Raw genomic sequence first — 18,174 nt, forward strand, 5'->3', positions numbered from 1 at the left:
GCTATTTCATCAATATTCGACATAAAAAATGCAATCTTAAGATTGCATTTTTTATTAACTAGAAGCGCCAATTATAGAAAACGTCTATTGCACGTTCTAAGGACTGGCTGGCTTCCAAATACAATCGTTGATTCATTTGATAACGTAAGGTCAGCTTATTGACTGGGGTGAATACGCCTACACCATAACGAATAAACAAGTCTGGGGTAATATAGCCTGTCACCGAAACTTGGGTATCATCACCTGTGCCTTGTGCATCTAGTGCCAAACCACTTAAACCAAAAGTACGGCCAATTTGGTTAGTCAATGCACGCGTACCACCCAAGCCCATACTAATACCAGCCGCTGCAATGGTGTTGTTCACATCAGACTTAAAGCCTTCCGTTTGACTTAATGCACTACTACCTTCATTAATACGACCCGTGATTAAAGCATTCAGCGCCTCTTGTTCAGACAACCCTGCATCATTATAAATTTGAATATTTGGCCCAGCGGCTGTACCGGTTACACGAAAACCTACGGTACTTCCCTGAACCAATTTATTCGCATCAACATCTAAAGTCGGATTTGCGAGTGGCCCATTAAAACGCGCAATAGCACGATTCAAGTCTAGGCTTTGACCATAAGCTTCAATTTTCACACGCTGTGGTACACCAATGGCACCATTAGCTCGCATAGCTGTTTCTAAACCGCGTTGCGATAAATTCAGTCGGCCAATTAAGGGAATACGACTATTAAAGCCTTGAAAAATAACTTGCTTACCAAGACTGACCGCAATATCTGCACGAATATCCCATGGGCGGGCAGATTTTAAAATTTCAAGTTGGTTATCACCTTCATGCACAATCCGAACATCGGACGATACGTTAACCACTGGTGCAGTGGCTTCAGGCATTGAAATTAAAGCACGCGGGATATCGACAGAACCTGTCAGAGATAGACGTTTTTTGAATGGCAATACATCTAAATTTAATTCAGGTGTCACCAATGCAGTAATTAACGGCGCTTGGCGAATGAGCAAGTTTTTGGCTTTTAATTGCAGTTGAATTCGTGGTTCATCCTTCCAATCAATATCACCAGTAAGCTGTCCAGCACCTTGCCCGCTATTAAATGCACCATTAATTGTGGCATTGTTTTGACGAATAGAGGAATACAACTGAATATTGGTTAGGTTCACTGGCAATGAAATCATGCTGATTGAACCATCTTTTAGACGTAGCTCACCATTCAGTAACGGCGCTGTTAATGTCCCGCTAATTTTACCAGCATAAGACAATGTCCCACCCATAGAGCGTACATCTTGAATAAACGGTTTTAAAATTTTCAATTGCACTTGATTGAAGGCAATTTCTCCGCGCATCGGCTTATTGTCTTTATAAGGGTCAATAATGACATTGGCATAACCAGTACCAATATCTGGTGCTTTTGTATCTAAACGAATCTGCAAGCCTTCTGCGACACTTTTCGCAATAAGGCTAACTTCATCGTATTTCATGGTAGAACCTAAATACTGCGGGTCTTCAGCAGCCAAGCCAAGCACACCATTTCGAGTCAATAGGCGTGCATCAATTTTTGGTCGCGCACCTTTTGCCCATGAGGCTTTGGCATAACCATTCACTTTACCTGTAATGGCCAAACCTTCTGGCATAAAAGTGGCAAAGTCATTTAAATCTAAATTACGGCTAATAAATGACACACTGCCACGGTTAGGACTTACGCGAATCGGTTGATCAAAACACAACTCACTTTGTTGGCTCATCCAGCAATGTGCACCAATAAATAGGTCAGATTGTGCTGAAGTATAAATAATCGAGGCATTTTGTCGTTGCACTAAACGTGTACGTAACGAGTCGAAATCACCTTGTTGTATTTGACCTAACCAATTATTTTGTGCGTTAAAGCCTCCCGCTAACTGCACTTTAAATTTAGATAACTTATTTTCGGCACTGACTTTTAATACATGTGCATTACGCGTTCCAGCTAAAGAAATTTCGCCTTGCTGAATTTCACGTGTACCACTGCGTAAATTGTCCAAACGTGCAACCAATAAGGTTGGGGATGCGGATGTAGGTAGTTGACCTTGTACACGAATTTTTTTAATACTGAAAAGATCATTTAAACCAAAATCATCAACCGCTAAATTGGCAGAAGCTTGTAAACGAGGCTGAACTTGCATATTTAAATAACCGTAAGCACGACCACGCAAACCTGCATAAATTTCATATAACGCTGGTGCGTTTACTTTTAAACGTAAATTTTGCGCATTACCTGATGCTTGTACTTGGTTACTGGCATAGGAAAGGAATAGATCATTGGCTTCAAACTGTTGTGGTATAAAACCTTTTTGATTGGAATTAATCACCAATGCCAAATTACCTTTGCCACGCACAGGTTTACCATTAAGCACACCCGCCAAATTCAAACGTTGAATTTGAATACGCTTCATCGCATCTGACCAAAGCCCTTGCGATTTTACTGTGCCTGAAATTTCACCCCGCATATTAGATGCAAAATAATGTGGTTTAAAACGTACTAAAGAGGCATTAACATCCCATCCAATGCCATTTTTTAAATTCAATATCCCACTGGCTAAAATTTTCCCTGCCACGCCATCATGCTTTAACTCGGCAATTTTAATAAATTCAGGCGTTCCCGAAACTCTTAACTTTAGTAAACCTTTGCTGGCCTCAATTTGACTGGCATTTAGACTTCCATCGTAGTTCACGGCAAAACTTTTAAAACCACCTCCGGCTTTTTCATCATGAAAAATTAAGGCAGCAGTACTTTTTCCTGTTAAGCGAATTGTCTCTTTTTGCTGTGCTAAACGACCTGTTAAATCTACTGCATTTAACTGAATAATTTGCTGATTCAGTTTTGCGTAACCATTGGCTTGAATAGAACCATTTAATTGGTCAACTGGTGCAGCAGGAACAATCGTTTGCAGATTAAAATCCTGTGCTTTTAAATTAGCATTCCATTTTAGTTGGCGCTTTTGGTCTGGCAATTGTATGACTGCACTGCCGTTTAACTGCCCTTTATTTGCAACATAGCTAAAAGTAGGCACATTCAAAGTATTATTTTTTAAATTTAATTGAGCCTGATACGCACCCGCAGGCAACATGCCTTTATCATGCTGTGTAATAGCCGTTGCGACATGAATATTTTGTTGTCCGTCAGCCAACGTTAATTTTGCATTACCAGATGCACTGCTTAACCAGCCTACATAGGGAACAGCGCGGTCAATATTTTTCCAAGATACATCCAATAACATCGGTTGCACTTTTTTATTTTTTTCAGGGTTCTGATCGAGTTTTAAATTCCATGTTTCATAACGGTCAAAATCAACCAAAGCAGTGACATGCATCCCTTTTTCTAAAGTTCCTTTAGATTCAATTTTGCCATCAATACTTGGGGGCAAAAAATCTTGTACGGCTTGTGGAATCAATTTGTCTTTGGGATTCAGTTGATCTAAGCGCCCTTGTATATCCCAAGTCACATGATCTTTCCAACTAACAACCCCCGCTGCATTTACAGAGCCTTTCATCAGCTGACCGTTCACGTTTTCAATATTTAACTGATGAACCAAATCGGTATGCATGACTGCGTTATATTGACCTTCTGGAATATTTTGACCAGTTAAGTCAGTCATGATATTTAAATTTAGACGGTTAATATCACCATTAAATTTACCAATACCATCTTTAGTAAATAGTTTTTGCTCTGTCAGTAGTGGCCAATGATAGTTTTTAAATTTCAATTGTCCACGCATAGGCACATGCGGACGCATAGGGTTTACAATCGCCCAACCCGTCAATAGATCTGGGGTATTTGTAGCAATACCTGCTTGAATGGTGTCTAAAGTACCACGTGCATTTACTGCAATATCATGAATACTTAAGCTATTATTTAAAGAAGGTAAATTGACTATAGCTGTGGCATTTAAAGGATACTTTCCTTCAAATTTCATGTTCCCAGTGGCATTGCGCACACTCAGGTAGCCCATATCCATACTTGAGTTTTCAAAGTTCAGTTCTGTACCTGACCATAGGGCACCATTTAAATGAATATCATGAAAGTCGATACCCGCAGAATGGGTTTTAATCAATAAATGATCAACATCTGCACTGTCCACCCTTAAGACAAAGGGTAAACGAATTTCACTAAATTTGAATGGTTCATCACTTGGTGGTGTTTTGGTAATAATTTGAAGATTGCGTACATCAGCACTTTTTAAATGAATTTCTTTATTCACAATAGCGCGCCAGCCTAAGGTTACATCGGCACGGTCTATTTTGACATCGACTGGTTTTAAACTGACCAAAACATTACGTAAAATAATGCCACGCCAAAGATTTCCGCCTTCATATTCATAACGAATAATTTGCTGACGCTCTAACACCCGATCTAGCAAAAACTTACTGCCTTTGTCGGTAGAAAACATGATAGCTAAAGCAGCAACCAGCAATAACACCGTAAAGAGCAATGATAAAATCACGCTACGTAAAATACGGCGCTTTTGTGGCAATACGTCAGGCGTATTGTCTGGTTCTGGAGCTTGTTGCTGCTCTTGTTCAGCCATAATCGTCAAATTACCTTAAAATTATAATTGTGAGCCAATAAAAAAATGGATTCGAATTGGGTGGTTTTCATCAGAAAGACCTGTCGCGACATCAAGGCGAATTGGCCCAATAGGCGATGCCCAACGTACACCTAAGCCTGCACTATATGCAGTGTCAGTTTTAAAGTCTTTATCATATGCATTACCAAAGTCGCTAAACACGGCGCCACGCCAGCCTTCTTTGAATTGGTAATTATATTCTAACGACCCCACAGCTAAAGCTTGCCCACCAACTTTAAAACCATCTTCTTCTGCAGCCAAACTCTTGTAATCAAAACCACGAATGGTTTGATCTCCCCCTGTAAAATAACGCAAGTTATACGGCACTTTGATAAAATCTTCTGTCAAAATATAACCAATATCACCACGTCCAACAAACTGGTGATTATCATTTTCACCCACTGAGTAAATAAAACGCCAGCCCGCATTTAAAATGGCCATATTGGCATCGGACATTAAACTTTCAGCACCCATTTCAATCTTATAGGTTTGTTTAAAACCTTTACTTGGGTTAACCCGTTTATCACTACTGGTACGCGATGCTTCATAACCAAAGAGTAACGATTGTTGTTGGTCATTATTATTGACCAAAAATGCATCTGGAATTTCAGTAATATCAACAATACCTTTTTGGGTAATACGATCTAAACGATAACGTAATCCAAAAGTGTGTTGCCAGCTACCTCTTGGGTTTTTAATAATACGATCGACCCCAGCCACGGCAGACTCAATCATCAGATTAACGTCTTGCCCCACATCATCACGTTCTTCGCGTTCATAACCACCGACCAAACTAATATAGTCATTTAATGGATGATGATAAGGAATGTTATAACGACCATCTAAAGATTGGCGAATTTGTGATACTTCTAAGTTGGCATCAAACGAATGTCCGCGCTTGTTGACAATTGCCCGACGATATTGCCCGCGTAAACGAGGCCCCGTATCTGTTCCAAAACCAAGTCCAACTTCGGCACTATTCAATTTATCTGCATTCAATGTCACAATGACAGGGACTTTTTTATCTTCGCGTGCTTGTGCTTTTAAAAGATCTTGTTCTTGGTCTTTCTGATTTTGCTTATTTTGGATCAAACGTACATTGCTATTATCATCAGTAACATCTGTACCCGCAAATTGGTCTTCATTGACCAAGCTTTGTGTTACTTCTTTATTCGATGCGATAGCTTTTCGATCTTTCACTTCTAATGAATTTTCAGTTAACTGATTTTGATCGACCAAGGCCTGAATATCGGGTGGCAATTCCAAAGGCTTTTCAATCGGGTCAGGACGGACAGCATCCACCAACGTGTAGTTAAAATAACGCGAGTTGGTTAAGTTATTGGCCAAACCATTTACACGCCAAAACGTATAATCCGCGCCATCTTCCCATGTGACCAAACTTTGTAAAATGTCGGCATCTAATGGGAACTCAATATTTGGGTCATTCATACGAAATTCAACATTCCCCAACTTATAACGTTCGCCCGTTTCATAACGTAAGTTAATATCCGCCGTATTTTGCGGTTGCGCTACTTTGACATCATGCAAGCGCCAATACGAATCAAAATAACCATTATTGCTCGCGGCATCAGTAATTCGTACCTTGGTATTTTCATAAGCGCCATGATTTAAAATATCGCCTACATCTTGATCTGGCAAAACGCGAATAACTTGGAATTGTGCTTGATTTTCCCCTGCACCACTAAATTCTACATTTTGAGCTTGAATGAGTACGGGCGAATTGGGCGTAACAGTAACTTTGACTTTACTATCGCTAACTTTTTCAAATTTAAATTCTGAATTATAAAAACCAACTGCTTGGGCTGCCTGATTAGACAATGTTCTAAGCTGAGGTAAAGCCGATGGAAAATCATTAAAAGATTCCACTGTAAAGCTTGATAATTTACCTTCAATATTGGCCTTTAAACTATTTAAAGCCGTGACATATTCTTTCGTTGACGTTTCGTTGTTATTTTGACTGTTGGCAATAATGACATCTGCCGTGATACGAGAGACTTTGACGATATTAGGTTGCTTAGATGGGCGCACTTTATATAATAAGCGCTGAAAAATATTCAGCTCATTTACATCAGTTGGCAACTCATCAGAGAATGCTTCTGCCAATGTATTGCCACTTTCATTATTAGACACCACAATTTCACTGTCTGCGCGAATACTACTCATCAGTTCATCGACATTGACAGGCGCCTGATTTATTTGGGTTAATTCTTGTTGTGTAATATCAGCGACGGTACTTTCTATATTTTGTGTGGCACGATAATTCTGCGCTTCACGTTTTGCATCCTCTGCAACTTGTAAAATCTCATTGGCCATATTTTGGTCAACAGGCGCTATAGGTAAATCGTCTAAGGCTTCAAATTCAATTGGTTTAAAAGCTTCTATTGGCAATGTTGAGCTTTCTTGCTGTTGTAGCATTTGCATACTATCTGGCTCAGGCACAGAGTTCTGCATTAGTTCTATTTTTTCAATAACTTCAGGTGCGCTCAGTCCTTGCTTTGTCACTTCATTTTTCTGTTCTTTTAGCATTTCTGTTTGAGTCACATGAGCAACAGGCGTATGTTCTTCTACAGTTTGCGCCATACCATGCTGTGCAAGAAGCGTTAAAAAGATGCTCATCCATAAACGTTTATTGCTATGATGCCGATATACAAGTTGACTCATACTTAGGTGAAGCATTGTCTTTTGAAAATTTATTTTTGCAGGCATAGCAAGCTCTAGAGAAATTCTTTATGTAATGGGGGAATAAATCAATAAATTATGAGCTAAAGAACTTAAATTTATTGGTTTTCCCCCGTTCTAGCTAAAAGTATCTTACATGATTTTTTTAGATGTTTAACCAAACAATCACATTTCGTAATAAAACTTAAATGCGACACTAATCATATGAAGAACAGTGAACATCTTTTAAGCACTCGGCATTTCCTGCCTATGTTTCTAACCCAGTTTTTTGGGGCACTCAATGACAACGTATATAAGCAAGCTTTACTTTTAGTCATTACATATGGATGGATTCAACAACAAACCGCAGGTATTAGCACATTAAATAACTTCGCAGCCTTACTGTTCATTTTACCTTACTTTATCTTCTCTGCGACCGCTGGACAGCTTGCCGATAAATATGAACGTTCACAGCTTGTTCGAATACTCAAAATTGCCGAAATTTTGATAATGTTGATTGGTACAGCAGGCTTTTTATTAGGTAGTTTATGGTTGTTGTTATTGGCACTCTTTTTAATGGGCACACATTCAACTTTCTTTGGCCCAATTAAATACGCTATTTTACCCGAAATTTTAAAACCCAATGAATTGATGTCAGGTAATGCCCTCTTTCAATCTGGCACGTCTATGGCTATTTTGATCGGGATGATTTTAGGTGGCGCTGTCATTTCTATGTCGCAAGGTAATTTACTGTGGATTAGTTTGACGGTACTGACAATTGCTTGCTTAGGCTATTTTTCTAGCCGTTTTATTCTTAAACAAGAAGTCAGTTCACCGAATATTCAAATTGATTGGAATTTTTTTCGTACCAGTTTTCAAACCGTAAAATACGCAAAAAGTTTGCGGTTAATTTTTTTAATTTTATTGGGTAACTCTTGGTATTGGTTTTATGGCGCAACTTATTTAACACAAATACCACAATTGACCCAACAAAATTTGCATGCATCTGAAAATGTGGTGAGCCTACTTTTGACCTTCTTTTCTGTCGGCATTGGGGTTGGCTCTTTACTCTGTCGCAAAATTGGTGGTTCAGAAGTGAATATTAAAATGGTTCCACTGGGCGCTGTAGGCCTTACCGTTTTTGCACTTTATTTGGCAATTAGCCTGTCTTTTGTTCCTGAACGAACTGGCCCCTTACTGGGTTTATATGAGGTATTTCACGGCGGTTGGAGCTATTATCATGTCATGATAGCTGTCACGCTTTTAGGTATTAGTGGCGGGTTTTATATCGTGCCACTATACGCCATGATGCAAGCGTATTCTCCACGTTCACATCGTGCGCGGGTTGTGGCTGCCAACAATATTTTAAATGCTATTTTCATGGTATCTTCTGCTATATTCTCTATCATCATCTTAAGTATTCTAAAGATTGATATTAAAATACTTTTCTGCATAACGGCAGTACTCAGTGCCATCTTTACTATTTGGTTATTAATACGCCTAAAACCTATGCTTAAAACTGCGCAAGACTCATTGGAGGGTTAATTTCATGCGTCAATATACAGGTCTCGACAAGCTTATAAACTCATTTGACCAAGCTTTACGGAGTTTAGTTCCTGGTTCGACTGCAGCGCATAGAGAAAATCCTGCTGTTCAGGCAGAAACCCAATTGGCTGTCAGTGAAGCACGTCATGTTGCCGGATTAATGCGTGTTAATCACAGTGGTGAAGTTTGCGCCCAAGCGCTCTATCATGGTCAAGCACTGACTGCAAAACTGCCAAATGTACGCCGTGAAATGGAACAAGCTGCAGTTGAAGAACAAGACCATTTGGCATGGTGCGAAGACCGCTTAAAAGAACTAGATAGTCATACCAGTTTGTTAAACCCTGTGTGGTACGGTCTGTCTTTTGGTATGGGTGCTATTGCGGGTATTGCGGGCGATAAATATAGCTTAGGCTTTGTTGCTGAAACAGAACGCCAAGTCAGTATGCATTTGCAGCATCACATTAGCCAATTGCCTGAACAAGATCATCGTTCTCGTAAAATTTTAGTGCAAATGAATGAAGATGAACTACAGCATCGTGATACAGCACTAAACGCAGGCGGTGTCGACTTACCTGTTCCTGTTAAAATGACGATGACTGCAATTTCAAAACTGATGACCAAAACCAGTTACTTTATTTAATCACATTTAAAATTAAACAATCTAGCCTGCTCTGTAGCAGGCTTTTTATTTAATTATTAATTGCAAGTATTTGCTGTGCCGTTTCATAGCCACTCAAATATGCCCCCCGCAAAAAATATCGTATCTGCAATGGATTGGTTAAAAGTTTGTACCAAAGCTTCTGAATATTCAGGGGTTGGAAAACTAAATAACCCATTAGGTAAAATTTATGTTATTAATTTCAACCTCTTACTAGGCAATCTTGTTTAATATGTTTTGGATAAATCCTTCCACTTGCTGATGCGCTACTTGATCAATAAATTCTGATTGAAAGTTCCTTCTCGCTTCTAAGGAGAGGGAATATCCACTGTGAATTTATGATTGTTTAAAAAATGACTTATCAAAGAAGTCTAATTTATATTTTTAAATTTACATCACTATTTAAAATTTAAACTATTTTTTAGATTTTAAATACATGGTAATGACATAAATAACTTTGATCATTAAAAGACAGACAATCACCCAAAGAATAATATCAACGCCTTGGTGATACGGTAGCATCTTTGTCCAAAATAGGTGTAGCCAATGACTCATTTGTAGTCCAAAGCTCACCACAATCAAAGCCCACAAAAAACAGGCCATGAGATTGATCAAAATATACTTCCATAAAGGATAAGCTTTAATTCCCACAGTAATGGGTAAAACAGTTCTTAAGCCCCAAGCAAAGCGCATAAGTAAAATAGTTAAGATTGGAAACCGTTCAATAAATTGACTGGCCCTCTCAAATTTTTCTGCAAATTTAGGTTTGGTTTGTAGCAGTTTCTGCCCATAGCGACGACCGACTTGATAATAAAATTGATCACCTATAAAACTGCCAAATACTGCCACGGCAATCAATAGCCAAAAACTCATGACATGCTGATGCACGGCATACGCCCCAAGCATCAATACAGTTTCACCTTCAAAAAAAGCACCGATGAAAATTGCAAAATAGCCATAATGTTGTAACAGATCAGTCCAATTCATTCTTTTACTTTATCTTTACATCGCTAAGGATCATACCATTACATATTGCACATCTAGGCAAAATCTTTCTGCAATCATTGCAAACGCACTCTCTTGCTCAATTCAATGAATGGCGTCTTATTAAAATGATCAATAGATGTGTGTCATTCACTTTCATTGTTATAAATTTATTGAATGGCCTGTCCGAGTAATGACGTGCAACTCACCATTGGAAAGTGATGCGGACTGTGTCGAAATAACATATCGTCCCAAACATCCTGCATGGGAATTTTGACATCCAGTGCCAGCGGTAACTTTTTAGGATTAAACTGCATTTGAGATAAATCAGAACCCCAAGCAATCAAGTCCATGTCTAATGCAATATTATGTGATGGTCGCACTCGCCCCGAATCTGCTTCCATTTTTTTTAATAGTGCAGTCATTTCATCTACTGCTAAATGGCTTTTAAGCAAACAAGCTGCATTCCAATAATCTTCACCAATGCCATCACGACATGGCATTACATATATTTTAGAAAATTCAACCTGCCCTAACGCCATCATTTGAGTTAAGGCACTTTGAAAATGCAGTTGAGGATTGAAATTACTCGCCAGTGCTAGGGCGAAAATCGTTTCGGTGGCGTTCAAGACGAATTCCTACAGAATTTGCTTGCGCAATAATGGCAGGCTTACGGATGGTAATCATAATAGATTCAATGGATGCATAGGTAGTAAAAAGTGCATCGAGTACCAGTTTTGCTGCATGTTCAATCAATTTTGGTTGCGTAGTTTGAATGACCGTTGCAGAAATTTCACAAATTTCTGCATAGTTTAACGTATCTTCCAATTCATCTGAATTCGCCGCTTGTTCTAAACTGGTATTAATGGTGATATCCAACATTAAAGGCTGAATGATTTGACGCTCCCAATTGAAACAACCCACCACTGTATCAACCTTTAAGCCTTCAATAATAATTGCGTCCATGTTTAAAACTCGACTTTTAATCATACAAATCCTCCCTAAATCTTCCTTTTTATAAAAAGGGACTTTCTCTATCGCTAAGTTTCTAATCATTTCATCTAATTAACTTAGCTTCAGCAGAAGGAGTTTAAAACCACTTAAAAAAATGAGCGCCCCTCAACTTTAAAAGCTGAGAAGCACCACTATACGAAACAATTTTAATCAATGCTTTAATAACAAATTTGGATCCATGGTTTGCACCATTTGCAAACGTTGGTCGGCATAAATGTCTGTATACGGCGCAAGAATGCGCATGAAACGATCAAAATACAGCATTTGCTTGAACAGCAAGGCAAAGTCACGTGGGAAACGAATCCCATGACGCTCACCGACTCCAACCATATCCATCATAATGTCATTAAGGTCAGCTGGATTAGAGCTTAACAACTCTTGTGGATCTGCCATTAGTACGCCACTAAATAGACGTTCTAAATCTGCTGCCAAAACTTGTGTGTCAATTTTTTTATCGATCATGCCCATTTTCAGCATGTTTTCAGCCATCAAAACATAATCAGTTTTTTGTAATGCATCCATAAAGGCGATACAAGCTGTCCAGACTTCAGGATTTAACTGCCCGACAATACCAAAATCGATAAAACCAATTCGGCCATCCTCAAGTAACATCAGGTTGCCTGCATGTAAGTCTGCATGAAAACTGTTGCACATCATTAGGCTACCAAACCATGTATTCATGGCAGTCACCAAAACATGTGAAGGGTCTTTAGAGACTTTTTTGACCACATCAAAGTCCGTCAATGGTACGCCATAAAAACGTTCCATGGTTAACACGCGGCGGGTTGAAAACTGATGATAAACTTTTGGCGCAGTGGCAGCTTTATTGTTCGTCACCTGCAAATAATTGACAAAATCATCAATATTTTGTGCTTCTTCAATGAAATCGACTTCACGTACCATACGCGTTTTAATTTCATCAACAATATCCGCTAACGATGCAAATTTCACTTTTGGTACGACTTTTTCTAAAATTTTAGTCGCCCAATGTAAAACGTTTAAATCGGTATAAAGAATTGTTTCTACACCCGGTTTTTGTACTTTTAAAACAACGCTTTCACCCGTGACTAATTTAGCAGCATGCACTTGTGCAATAGAAGCAGAAGCCAAAGGTGTTTCATCAATTGACGCAAAAATTTGCGATAAATCACGGCCAGCAAATTCTGAAGCCAGCACTTGTTGTACATAGCTAAAAGGTAAACTTGGCGTTTGATCTAAACAGCCTTGAAACTCTTCGACGTATTCACGCGGAAATAATGATGGTGTACTGGCAATAAACTGTCCTAGCTTTATATAAGTAGAACCTAAAGATTCAAAGGTCTCGCGCATGAGTTTTGCATTGCTGGGTTTTTCTGTTGCGTACTTAATACCAGCCTTTGCTGCCACGACCGCTGTTTCACCCATACGGGCCACAGAACGGAATCCATCAAGCCAAATATTGTTTTTCATAATGTCTGAGGAAAAATAAATTGTAGTGAGTGTAGCAAAATTTCTAAGCCGTGCAGGATTATCTTGCCTGACAAATTGGACAATTTTCATCAAAGTTAAAGCCCAAAATACGTTGTTTCATACTTAAGCCATCCCAAAGTAATAGCTTTTGTTTTATTGGGGTTAAATTTAGACCTAAATACAATAAAGCATGATGTGCTTGTAAACTGGCCATCACATTTGGTGTCGTGGCAAGTACCCCAGAGTCGGCACATCTTAAACTTTCATTCATATGTTGTTCTTTGGGAAATAAGCATTCATAACACGCCGAATCCCCTTCAACCATAAACAATTGACCTTGAAAACCAATGGCTGAAGCACTAATTAAGGGCACATTAAATTGCTTACACACCGCATTGACCGAATAACGAGTCGTAAAATTATCACAACCATCAAGAACAACATCTTGTGATGCAATCAGCGACTCTGCATTCGATGCGTCTAATTTTGCAGTGATGCTATTGACCTGAATATGCGGATTAATACTCATCAATCGTTTTGCTAAAATTTCAGCTTTATAAAAGCCCAAATCCATTTCTGTAAAGGCCATTTGTCGTTGTAAATTACTGATTTCAATCGTGTCGGCATCGATTAAAGTCATTTTCCCCACACCTGCACGGGCCAGTAACTCAGCACTTGCGCAACCAATACCACCGCAACCGACAATTAGTACATTAGAAAGTTTAAGTTTTTCCTGTGCCTCAATGTCCCAGCCATCTAATAAAATTTGACGGCTATACAAGTGCATTTCAGATTCACTGAGTTCTAAGTCTAAGTCCGATGACTGATTCACAATATAAATATCCGTATGAAAAAAATGTAAGGTGACGGTTTTAACCATTATCAGCATTGCACTGGCGGTCTTGTCAATTTTTTGCTGAATTTAAGCCCAAGAAGTTGTCTTGTTGATCAACAATCCATCGGATAAATATTCATACTTACATGAACTGGCGACCAATCTATCTCAATTTCAAAAAACAGCATATAAAAAGGCTGTCTCATGACAGCCTTTTCTATTTAACTTGAATTAAAATTTTATTAGCCTACTTTGGGCAAATTTTCTGCTTTGGCAATTTCTTGTTGTTTTAGCAAATTGCGCTGAATTTTGCCACTGGAGGTTTTTGGTAAATTTTGCACAAACTCAATTTCTTTCGGATACGCATGTTTAGACAATCGCGAGCGCACATAATCTTGCAACTTTTGCATTAACTCAGTGGATGCCACGTACTGCGGTTTTAACACAACAAAAGCTTTTACGACTTCCGTTCGCTCTAGGTCTGGTTTACCCACCACAGCAGATTCTAAAACCTCTGCACATTCTAATAATGTACTTTCTACATCGAATGGCCCGACACGATAGCCTGACGTTGTAATGACATCGTCAGCACGTCCAATAAAATCAACACCACTTTGTTCATTTAAACGTACCGTATCACCAGTTAAATAATAGTGACCTACAAATGATTTGCGGTTATTGCCTCCATAGCCTGTAAACCAAAATAATGGCGACTGTGAACAATCAATAGCCAATGTCCCCATTCCACCCAGTTCAACTTCCTGATTTTCTTTATTCAAGACTGCAAAGCGATGCCCCGGTATGGCATAACCCGCTGAACCGACTTTTTTATAATGCTCAAGTGCGTGATGATTCGCGACGACCATCCCCAATTCAGTTTGACCATAATGGTCATAAATATTTACGTTTAAATCATGACTGAACCAGTGAATCACTTCTGGCGTTAATGGCTCGCCTGCACTACTCACGACACGTAAATGATCTTTAATTGAGGCATCAAATTTTTCTTTAAAGCCAAAAAACATGCGAAATGCCGTCGGAGATCCCGTTAAGTTACTGACTTTGTATTTTTGAATAATCTGTAAGGCGTTATCCACACTAAACGCACGTTCATCCATAATAATGCTGTGGCCTAAACTTAATGGGCCAGTAATGCCATAATACAAACCATAAGCCCAACCGGGGTCTGCCAAATTCCAAAATGAATCTTCATCACGTAAATCGACTGCATGGGTCATATACCCTTTAAAGGCCAATACAGCTTTTAATGGTACAGGAACAGATTTGGCCAACCCTGTTGTCCCCGATGTAAACATCATTAAAAAGTGATCATCAAATGACAACATGACAGGTTCGCAGACTGCTGATTGCTGCTCAATAACAGCCCAAAAGTCAGCGTTATGCGTTGCCTGTACCGTTAAAATATGAGGCACTTTGACATTGTTTAATTTCGGTCGCTGTTCTGCATTGGTCACAATGAATTGGGTATGTGCGGTTTCAGTTCTATGTTCAATGGCTTTCGATTCAAATGCGGTAAATAAAGGTTGATATACGGCGCCTATACGCCATGTGGCCAAGACCGTAATTAATAATTCAGGGGTTCTGGGCAATAAACCTGCTATGCAATCGCCTTTTTTTATTCCTAAACTTTTAAAATAATTTCCGAGTTTTCCCGAAGCTTCATCTAACTGCTCAAAAGTCCAAGTGGATGACTCACCTTGTTTGCCTTCCCAATGCAAAGCAATTTTTTGCTGACCAATATAACGTTGACAGCATTCGACATAGGCATTGATCTGTTGAGCCGACCCAATCAGCTGTTCATCAATTAATTTTTCAAAATCAAAATTTTGATATGCATGTTCCAATGTTTTCATTTTAACAACCTCTAATCCTATAGCTTGAATGGCAAGGTATCCGCGCTGTCCATTCATCATTGTTATATTCTTTACGGTCTCAATTGCAGAACCGTAACCGTACATCCAGTACTAAGTTGCGCACCAATGGCTCAGTGCACTTTTTTTAAATCATAAGATAAGCAAAACATGTTCAGATGCCACCTGCAATTTCCATAACCATCAAATTCATTGCAGGTTTTGAGCACCGACCAAAGTCTGAACTTAGGTTTTGGTCACTTCACGGGCAATCACTAAACGCTGAATGTCCGATGCACCTTCATAAATTTGGCTGACACGCACATCTCGATAAATTCGCTCTACTGGAAAGTCCGAAACATAGCCATATCCGCCATGAATTTGAATGGCATCGGAACACACTCTTTCTGCCATAGTCGATGCAAATAGTTTCGCCATGGAGGCTTCTTTTAAGCAAGGTAAATTGGCATCCTTTAAACTGGCAGCATGTAAAACCAATTGTCGCGCCGCCTCAATTTGCGTTGCCATATCGGCTAAACGAAATGCTACAGCCTGATGTTGTACAATTTCGACACCAAAAGCTTTGCGCTCATTGGCATATTCCACGGCGGCATCTAAAGCGGCACGTGCCATACCGACAGACTGCGCTGCAATTCCAATACGGCCAGACTCTAAATTGGATAACGCAATTTTGTAGCCATCACCTTCTTTACCCAATAAATGATCTGCGGGAATGCGACACTCATCAAAAATAATGGTGGCAGTATCTGAGCAATGTTGTCCCATTTTTTCTTCAATACGTGAAACAATATAACCTGACGAATTTGTCGGAACTAAAAAGCAAGAAATGCCTTTTTTACCCGCCGATTTATCTGTCATTGCAAAAACCAACGCAATATCGGCATATTTTCCTGTGGTAATAAATTGTTTTATGCCATTAATGACCCATTCATCACCATCACGTACTGCATGACATTCCAATGCACTGGCATCTGAACCTGCTTGTGGTTCTGTTAGACAAAAGCACCCCAACATTTCACCTGTCGCCAACTTGGTCAAATACTTTTTCTTTTGTGCTTCTGTGCCATAACGCTGCGTAATCCCGCAAGGCAAAGAATTTTGCACACTCACAATCGTCGAAATTGCACCATCGCCAGCAGCAATTTCTTCTAAAGCTAAAACCAATGACACATAGTCCGTACCTGCACCGCCCCATTCTTCAGAGACAGTCATACCTAAAGCACCCAATGTTCCTAATTCTTTGAGTTCCTGTGTAGGAAAACGCGCTGTTTTATCTCGTTCGGCCGCAGTGGGTTTCAGCTTCGCCTGTGAATAACCACGAAGTACATCTTGAACCATTTTTTGTGCATCATTTAAAATCATAGAGTATCCTTCTCATTACTATTTTTAGAATTCGGTATTTGTCAAAGTTCTATTAATATTTGATATATGACGGCCCATTCGCAACCTACATAACATCTAATAAAACATGTATCTGCGATAGCATAAAACGGTAATGTCAATTAAACAGGTTTTGCGAATGGAGAAAGTTTTGGTTACTTTTTAAAAAGTAACAGCCGAGCTCCCAACCTATAATTTATTCACCATAAGACTCCGCCATCACACATCCCACTTATTTAGGTTGCATTCGAATCGCACCATCCAAACGAATCACTTCACCATTCAAATAACCATTTTCAAAAATATGTCCCACCAAAAGTGCAAACTCTTCTGGTTTTGCCAAACGTGGCGGAAATGGCACCATTTGACCCAAAGCATCTTGCACATTTTGTGGCAAACCTTTCAACATTGGCGTTTCCATAATACCGGGTGCAATCGTCATCACCCGAATAGCCTCACGTGCCAATTCACGCGCCAAAGGCAATGTCATTGCAACCACAGCACCTTTTGAGGCTGCATACGCAACTTGACCAATTTGCCCATCAAAAGCTGCTACAGAAGCAGTATTAATAATGACACCACGGTTTTCTTCACCGTCTTTTAATTCATATTTCGCCATTAACTGAGTTGCATAACGCAACATGTTAAACGTACCCGATACATTAATATCTAATACCTTCTGAAACATTGCTAAGTGATGTAAACCATCGCGCCCTAAGACTTTGGCAGAAGGTGCAATTCCTGCACAGTTCACTAAACCATTGAGTTGACCATACTTACGTTCTACATGTTGAAAAAAGGCTTCGGCAGCAACATCATTGGTCACATCTAATTGCATAAATTCGGTCTGATCACCTAGATGGCGTTGTAATTCTTCACCTAGCTCTTGATTCATATCAACTATAATGACCGTCGCACCCTGACTGACTAAATACGTTGCAGTGGCAGCGCCCAAACCAGAAGCACCACCTGTGACAACAATAACTTTTCCTTGAATTTTCATTTTAATTGTTCCTTATTAATATCTTTTTAAATTCGACTTAAGGCACAGAGTAAACACAGAAGAAACTGAGTACAATTTCCAAATGTTGCATCTTGCATGATGTGTTTGAACAATCAC

12 protein-coding genes are annotated in these 18,174 nt (G+C 39.3%); 2 read left to right on the forward strand and 10 right to left on the reverse strand.

Annotated features, from left to right (window positions below):
• Window positions 1–58: 58 nt before the first annotated feature.
• Complete coding sequence (locus tag BBP83_RS07040) at window positions 59–4,579, reverse strand: translocation/assembly module TamB domain-containing protein (RefSeq protein WP_068886916.1); 4,521 nt, start codon at window positions 4,577–4,579, stop codon at window positions 59–61.
• A 21-nt stretch (window positions 4,580–4,600) separates the two neighbouring features.
• A complete protein-coding gene (locus BBP83_RS07045; protein ID WP_068886918.1) occupies window positions 4,601–7,345 on the reverse strand; it encodes an autotransporter assembly complex protein TamA in 2,745 nt (914 codons plus the stop codon).
• Window positions 7,346–7,522: 177 nt separating this feature from the next.
• Between BBP83_RS07045 and BBP83_RS07050 the strand changes: the two genes are divergently transcribed.
• Both BBP83_RS07050 and coq7 read left to right on the forward strand, forming a co-directional pair.
• Entirely contained in the window at window positions 7,523–8,842 is a 1,320-nt protein-coding gene (locus tag BBP83_RS07050; RefSeq protein ID WP_068886920.1) for an MFS transporter, read from the forward strand.
• A gap of 4 nt (window positions 8,843–8,846) precedes the next feature.
• A complete protein-coding gene (gene coq7, locus BBP83_RS07055; protein ID WP_068886922.1) occupies window positions 8,847–9,482 on the forward strand; it encodes a 2-polyprenyl-3-methyl-6-methoxy-1,4-benzoquinone monooxygenase in 636 nt (211 codons plus the stop codon).
• Between the two features lie 432 nt (window positions 9,483–9,914).
• Here coq7 and BBP83_RS07060 read toward each other — a convergent pair whose 3' ends face one another.
• The 8 genes from BBP83_RS07060 to BBP83_RS07095 form a co-directional block, all read right to left on the reverse strand.
• Window positions 9,915–10,487, reverse strand: coding sequence for a DedA family protein (locus BBP83_RS07060; protein ID WP_171258060.1), 573 nt, complete (start codon window positions 10,485–10,487; stop codon window positions 9,915–9,917).
• Window positions 10,488–10,654: 167 nt separating this feature from the next.
• On the reverse strand, window positions 10,655–11,113 hold the full coding sequence (locus BBP83_RS07065; protein WP_068886924.1) for a 2-amino-4-hydroxy-6-hydroxymethyldihydropteridine diphosphokinase: 459 nt from the start codon (window positions 11,111–11,113) through the stop codon (window positions 10,655–10,657).
• A complete protein-coding gene (folB, locus tag BBP83_RS07070; protein WP_068887646.1) occupies window positions 11,070–11,450 on the reverse strand; it encodes a dihydroneopterin aldolase in 381 nt (126 codons plus the stop codon). Before folB ends, BBP83_RS07065 begins: the two co-directional genes overlap by 44 nt.
• Before the next feature lie 198 nt (window positions 11,451–11,648).
• Window positions 11,649–12,947 (reverse strand): ABC1 kinase family protein, encoded by a 1,299-nt coding sequence (locus BBP83_RS07075; protein WP_068887648.1) that lies wholly within the window; start codon window positions 12,945–12,947, stop codon window positions 11,649–11,651.
• A 58-nt stretch (window positions 12,948–13,005) separates the two neighbouring features.
• The gene (locus tag BBP83_RS07080) at window positions 13,006–13,734 is read right to left on the reverse strand and encodes a HesA/MoeB/ThiF family protein (protein ID WP_415502414.1); all 729 of its coding nucleotides are present in this window, start codon (window positions 13,732–13,734) and stop codon (window positions 13,006–13,008) included.
• A 290-nt stretch (window positions 13,735–14,024) separates the two neighbouring features.
• Window positions 14,025–15,656: an AMP-binding protein gene (locus tag BBP83_RS07085; RefSeq protein WP_068887652.1), complete on the reverse strand. Its 1,632-nt coding sequence runs from the start codon at window positions 15,654–15,656 to the stop codon at window positions 14,025–14,027.
• 243 nt (window positions 15,657–15,899) lie between these two features.
• Window positions 15,900–17,036 carry an acyl-CoA dehydrogenase family protein gene (locus tag BBP83_RS07090; RefSeq protein WP_068886926.1) on the reverse strand — a complete coding sequence of 379 codons (1,137 nt, stop codon included), beginning with the start codon at window positions 17,034–17,036 and terminating at the stop codon, window positions 15,900–15,902.
• Window positions 17,037–17,286: 250 nt separating this feature from the next.
• Window positions 17,287–18,057 (reverse strand): SDR family NAD(P)-dependent oxidoreductase, encoded by a 771-nt coding sequence (locus tag BBP83_RS07095; RefSeq protein ID WP_068886928.1) that lies wholly within the window; start codon window positions 18,055–18,057, stop codon window positions 17,287–17,289.
• Window positions 18,058–18,174 lie beyond the last annotated feature (117 nt).

The sequence above is a fragment of the Acinetobacter celticus genome (assembly GCF_001707755.1).
In the GTDB taxonomy this organism is placed as follows: Bacteria; Pseudomonadota; Gammaproteobacteria; order Pseudomonadales; family Moraxellaceae; genus Acinetobacter; species Acinetobacter celticus.